Source organism: Bianquea renquensis (assembly GCF_014384895.1).
Taxonomy (GTDB): Bacteria; Bacillota; Clostridia; order Lachnospirales; family Bianqueaceae; genus Bianquea; species Bianquea renquensis.
This window is the reverse complement of the sequence record NZ_JACRSQ010000064.1, coordinates 1-4,726: the sequence shown is the minus strand read 5'-3', so window position 1 is coordinate 4,726 and position 4,726 is coordinate 1. Positions and strand designations below refer to the sequence as shown.

Here is a 4,726-nt window from a genome sequence, read left to right as displayed (position 1 = left end):
TTCCACAGTGGATAATACCACCTTTGCAACCTACAGCGTAACAGTGCTGTCAAGCTGGGATACAACGGGTCTCGGCAGTATGACGCCGGGCACGCTGGAAACGGTGACGATTGACGGAAGAGACTGGTACCTGCTGGCACGGAACGGGAACAACGCTCTGCTGTTATCCAAGGATATTTTGGAGCAGCGGCAGTTTGACGCCAGCGCGTCAAAGTGGGAGACGAGCGAGCTGCGGACGTACCTGAACGGCGACTGGCTGAGCGCGCAGACGACGCTCTCACAGCATGCGGTAGAGACGACGATCAACACCCGCTCGTCGTATGGCAGTACGGAATTCACCGCAACACAGGACAAGGTGTTCCTGCCCTCTGAGGCGGACGTATACGGAACACAGAACGAACGCACCGCACAGGCACAGGATTATACGCTGGGGACCGAGGGTGTGATTCTGCCGTCGAATATGCGGATCGCGACATTGAACGGCACGAATGCTTGGTACTACCTGCGTTCGCCAATCGGTCATTCGTCTGCCGTGGCCATTGTCCGCAGTGATGGCGGTCGTGGTGGCGCGCTCTACAACAGTACGAATGGTTGCGTGCGGCCTGCTTTGTGGGTGAATCTGGCGGACTAAGCATTTGGAAGGAACGGCATGCCGTGCTTGTATGAGACACGGCACGGGCTTTGCCATAAGGGGAACAGGGCGGTGGTATGCCGCCCCTGCTCTCTGCCATACGCTTTCCCTTTTCCGGAGAGCGTGTGGCAGAGAGCAGAAAGATAAACGAAAAGAATTTTTAAGCGGAAGGGAGGTTTTGCCATGCGAGCAGGGATATATCGGTCGGTCAGTATGCTCCTGACGGCTGTGTTCGTTCTTTCCAGCCTTATCACCGGCACGCTGGGCTGGCAAAGCCTCGGCCAGTCGGCCAAAAACGAAGCACAGAGCGAGATTCCCGCTTATGCCGACGTGGAGTTTCTCAAGCTGGAAAAGCAGCCGGACGGAACCGAGACGGAAATCCCCGTCCCCGGCGCGGCGTTTTACCTGTTTACCAAAGACGGGGTGCAGATTGGCGACCGGTACGTCACCAACGGCGAGGGAAAAATCCCCGCCCGTCTGGAGCCGGGCGAATACTATTTTGAAGAATCCTCCCCGGCTCCCGGTTTTGCCTTCGATACCGACGAGAAGGGCCAACAGCTTACCCGCTATCCCTTCACCATCGCCGGGAACGAAACTGAAGCGGTGGTTGTCACCGCCTACAATATCCGCCTGCAAGGGGCGCTCTCGGTGCAAAAGCTGGTTGAAAATGCCGATGGTTCGCCCCTCACGGACGAGCAGAAAGCGCAGGAATTTGTCTTTACCGTTACCTTTTCCGGCGGCGGCGCCTATTCGTATTCTATCGACGGAGGCGAGCCGCAGGAAATCGCCAGCGGCGGCACGCTCAAGCTCAAGCACGGACAAAGCGCCGTATTTGAGCAAATCCCTGTGGGTGTGACCTATACCGTCGCCGAGCAGCCAATGCCCGGCTATGCCGTGACCGGCACCGGCCATACGGGGACTATCACCGAAGCGGGCAGCGCGGCGCGGTTTACCAACACTTACACCCCCAGCCAGACGGGAAGCCTGACCGTTTCAAAGGAAGTCCGGGGCGGCGGCGCAGATTTACAGAATGAATTTATCTTTACCGCTGTAATAAACGGGCGGACGGAAACCTTTGTATTAAAGCATGGTGAAAGCAAAACCTTCTCTGATCTGCCGGTTGGGACGACTTACACCATCACTGAAACCGACTGCACGGCGGAAGGGTATGCCGCCACAGTACGGGAATACACCGGGCAGATCACCGGGTCAGAAGAACTGCGCCTGCCCTTTGTCAACGTCTGCCAGCCCCCGACGGAATTAGGCAGCTTGACGGTGAGCAAAGAGGTTGTAGGTCAAACCCCTGACCTGAACAAAGAATTTGCCTTTGTAGTTACATTCTCGGACGGCGGAACCTATTCCTATTCTATCGACGGAGACGAGCCGCAGGAGCTTACCAGCGGCGGCGTTTTAAAACTGAAAGCAGGACAACAGGCCGTGTTTGAAGGGCTGCCCGATGATATCACCTACACCGTGAAAGAAACCGACACGGCGGGGTATCTCCCGGCGATTGAAGAAATCTCCGGCAAGGTTGTGGGCGGCGAAAACGCCTTTGCTGCGTTCCAGAACCGCGTACCGGAGGTGCCGGAGCAGCCGGTCACCCTTATCATCACTAAGAAGCTGGCGGGCGAGTACCCCAAAGCAGATGAAAACAAGGAATTTCATTTTACCCTCACCATAGACGGCACAGAAACGCAGTTTACTTTAAAATCCGGCGAAAGCAAAGAATTTGAAATCCCCGCAGGCGCAAGGTATGAGGTACGGGAGGACGATTATTCCTCGGACGGCTACGCCCTCACGCTGGAAAACGGATATGGAACTGCCATTTCCGGTCAGACGGTCACCGTCACCGCTGCCAACACCTATACAGGTGAGGTGCAGACTGAAATCGAGGGCGAAAAAACGTGGGAGCTGGGCGGCCATACTGTAGCTTTGCCGGAATCCATCACCGTGCGGCTCAAAAACGGGGATTTGCTGGTGGAAGAAATCACCGTTACCCCGGACGAAAGCAGCGAGTGGCACTATACCTTTACCGCGCCCAAATACGACGCGGACGGGAACGAGATCGCCTACACCGTGGAGGAAGCGCCAATAACAGGCTTTATCCCCAGCTATGACGGTTTCAATATTCTCAATACCTACATCCCGCCTGTAGAAATTGATCCGCCCATCATTGAAAAGGTGGCAGAGGGCGAGAACGCACCCGAAACGGAGTTTGCATTCCTGCTGAAAGGCGAGAACAACGCGCCCATGCCGGAGGGCAGCAACGGGAATACCAAAACCGTCGCCCGCACCGGCAGCGGCGAGATAGAAAGCGGCGCCTTTTCCTTTGCTTCCCCCGGTGTATATACCTATACCATCTCCGAGTTAAACACCGGCGCGGACGGCTGGACGTATGACAACACTGTTTATACCCTGACCTTCACCGTCACGCTGGAGGATGGCGCACTCCATGCCTCCTGCACCCTCACAAAAGACGGTGAAGCGGCGGACAAGGCGCTGTTTGTGAACCATTACACGCCGGAAGAACCGGACGCCGTAGAGATCGCAGGAACAAAGACATGGAACCACGGGAACAACCCGAATCCACCGGATTCCATCATTGTGTATGTCTACGCGGACGGGGAGCTTACCGTGCAGCGGCAGGTGACGGCCAAGGAGGGCTGGAAGTATGCCTTTGAGCTGCCGAAATACGCCGAGGACGGCCATGAGATTGTCTACACCGTGGGCGAGGCCGACGTGCCCGGCTATACCGCTGAAATCCACGGCTACGACATCACGAACACCTACACCGGCGCCACACCGGAGCCAGAACCGGAGCCGCCTGACCCCGGCGACGATAAGCCAAGTACGCCCAGCACACCGCCCGGCGGCACAGACAGCCCCAAAACCGGCGACAACAGCAACTTCACGATTTGGGTTGTGCTAATGTTCCTCAGCCTCGCAGGGCTCATCATGACTCCGCTGCTTAGGAAGAGAAAATCACGTGAATGTAAATCCAAACGGCACTGAGCGTTTGCTGCAACCAATACAACAATTCGATGCCGCCATTTCCCCAAATTTCAGGGCAATAGCGTAAGGATTGTAAAACCATGTTTCATAACATGGCGGTATCCGAAAGGAGCCGCCATGTTCATTTTGTCTATATCCCGACTTCGGGCCAAGTTGGCCCGAAGTTCATAATAAACTGAGACAGCCTTTCCCCGCTGCCGATCTCCGCCCTGCTCCATTCGATTTACGTATCCAACCCAAAAATCGAATGGAGGACAAGCTATGAAAATCATCAATCTGCGGGACTATTACCCGTTCTATACGCAGGATACTCTTTTGGAAGTTTCGAATGAAGTTGCCGAGGCGCTGGCAGACGCCGAAAGATCGGAACGGAATCATATACGCCGTATGTTCTACAACAAAGCGCAGTATTCCCTCGACGTGGAGGACGGCATTGAAAGGTCAGCGGTCGAGTGCCATATTCTTTCGCCGGAGGCGGTGCTCGATCTCATGGAGCGGCATTGTCGCTTGTGCAGGGCTTTGAATGAGCTGCCAGAAATCCAAGGCCGCCGGGTAGAAGCGCACTACTTATTGGGGAAAAGCGTTCAGGAAATCGCCAAAGAAGAAGGCGTCAGCGAGATTGCTGTCCATAAAGCAATACGGAAGGGATTGGAAGCCATGAAAAAATTTTTAAAAAATATGTAGTTTGGGGGTTAATTTTCTGCCCCTAAATCTCATGGTATATGAGAGGAAGTTTTTTCCTCTCTTACAATATACCGGGTAAGGGATGAACACGCTGGGATTTTTACTGTCCTATGACGGCTCAAACGTGTACAGCGTGTTTCCCTGCCGCGCTTCCATCTGAGGCGCGGTCAAGGAGAACGGGTGGCGCTTCGGCGTTGCCCGTTCTCTTTTCCCCGGCGTTCAGAACGGAGGATAAGCTATGATAAGCCAAGCTGCATTGGAGCAAATGAAAAGTGTTGACCTTCGCACAGTGAATAAGGCCGCTTTGCCGGATGTCAGCGGCTTTGCGCTGGATACCCGCCTTTCCCCGGAAGAAAGAGCGGCGCGAATTATGAAACAGGTGAAAAATCCGTATTGTTT

General features: G+C 55.0%; 4 protein-coding genes. All 4 read left to right on the top strand.

The window, feature by feature from the left end:
• Positions 1 to 631, top strand: a 631-nt coding sequence (locus H8730_RS17080; protein ID WP_249290255.1) for a DUF6273 domain-containing protein, incomplete at its 5' end; no start/stop codon positions are given.
• 183 nt (positions 632 to 814) lie between these two features.
• Positions 815 to 3,643, top strand: coding sequence for a DUF7601 domain-containing protein (locus H8730_RS17075; protein ID WP_249290254.1), 2,829 nt, complete (start codon positions 815 to 817; stop codon positions 3,641 to 3,643).
• A 261-nt stretch (positions 3,644 to 3,904) separates the two neighbouring features.
• Positions 3,905 to 4,327, top strand: a complete 423-nt coding sequence (locus H8730_RS17070) for an RNA polymerase sigma factor (RefSeq protein ID WP_249290253.1) — start codon at positions 3,905 to 3,907, stop codon at positions 4,325 to 4,327.
• Positions 4,328 to 4,565: 238 nt separating this feature from the next.
• On the top strand, positions 4,566 to 4,726 hold a 161-nt coding region (locus H8730_RS18155; RefSeq protein ID WP_430385402.1), incomplete at its 3' end, for a DUF6870 family protein.

What these genes read in the sequence shown, in the direction of transcription:
- H8730_RS17075 (WP_249290254.1), top strand. Translation starts at nt 815, where the DNA reads ATGCGAGCAGGGATATATCGGTCGGTCAGTATGCTCCTGACGGCTGTG.
- H8730_RS17070 (WP_249290253.1), top strand. Translation starts at nt 3,905, where the DNA reads ATGAAAATCATCAATCTGCGGGACTATTACCCGTTCTATACGCAGGAT.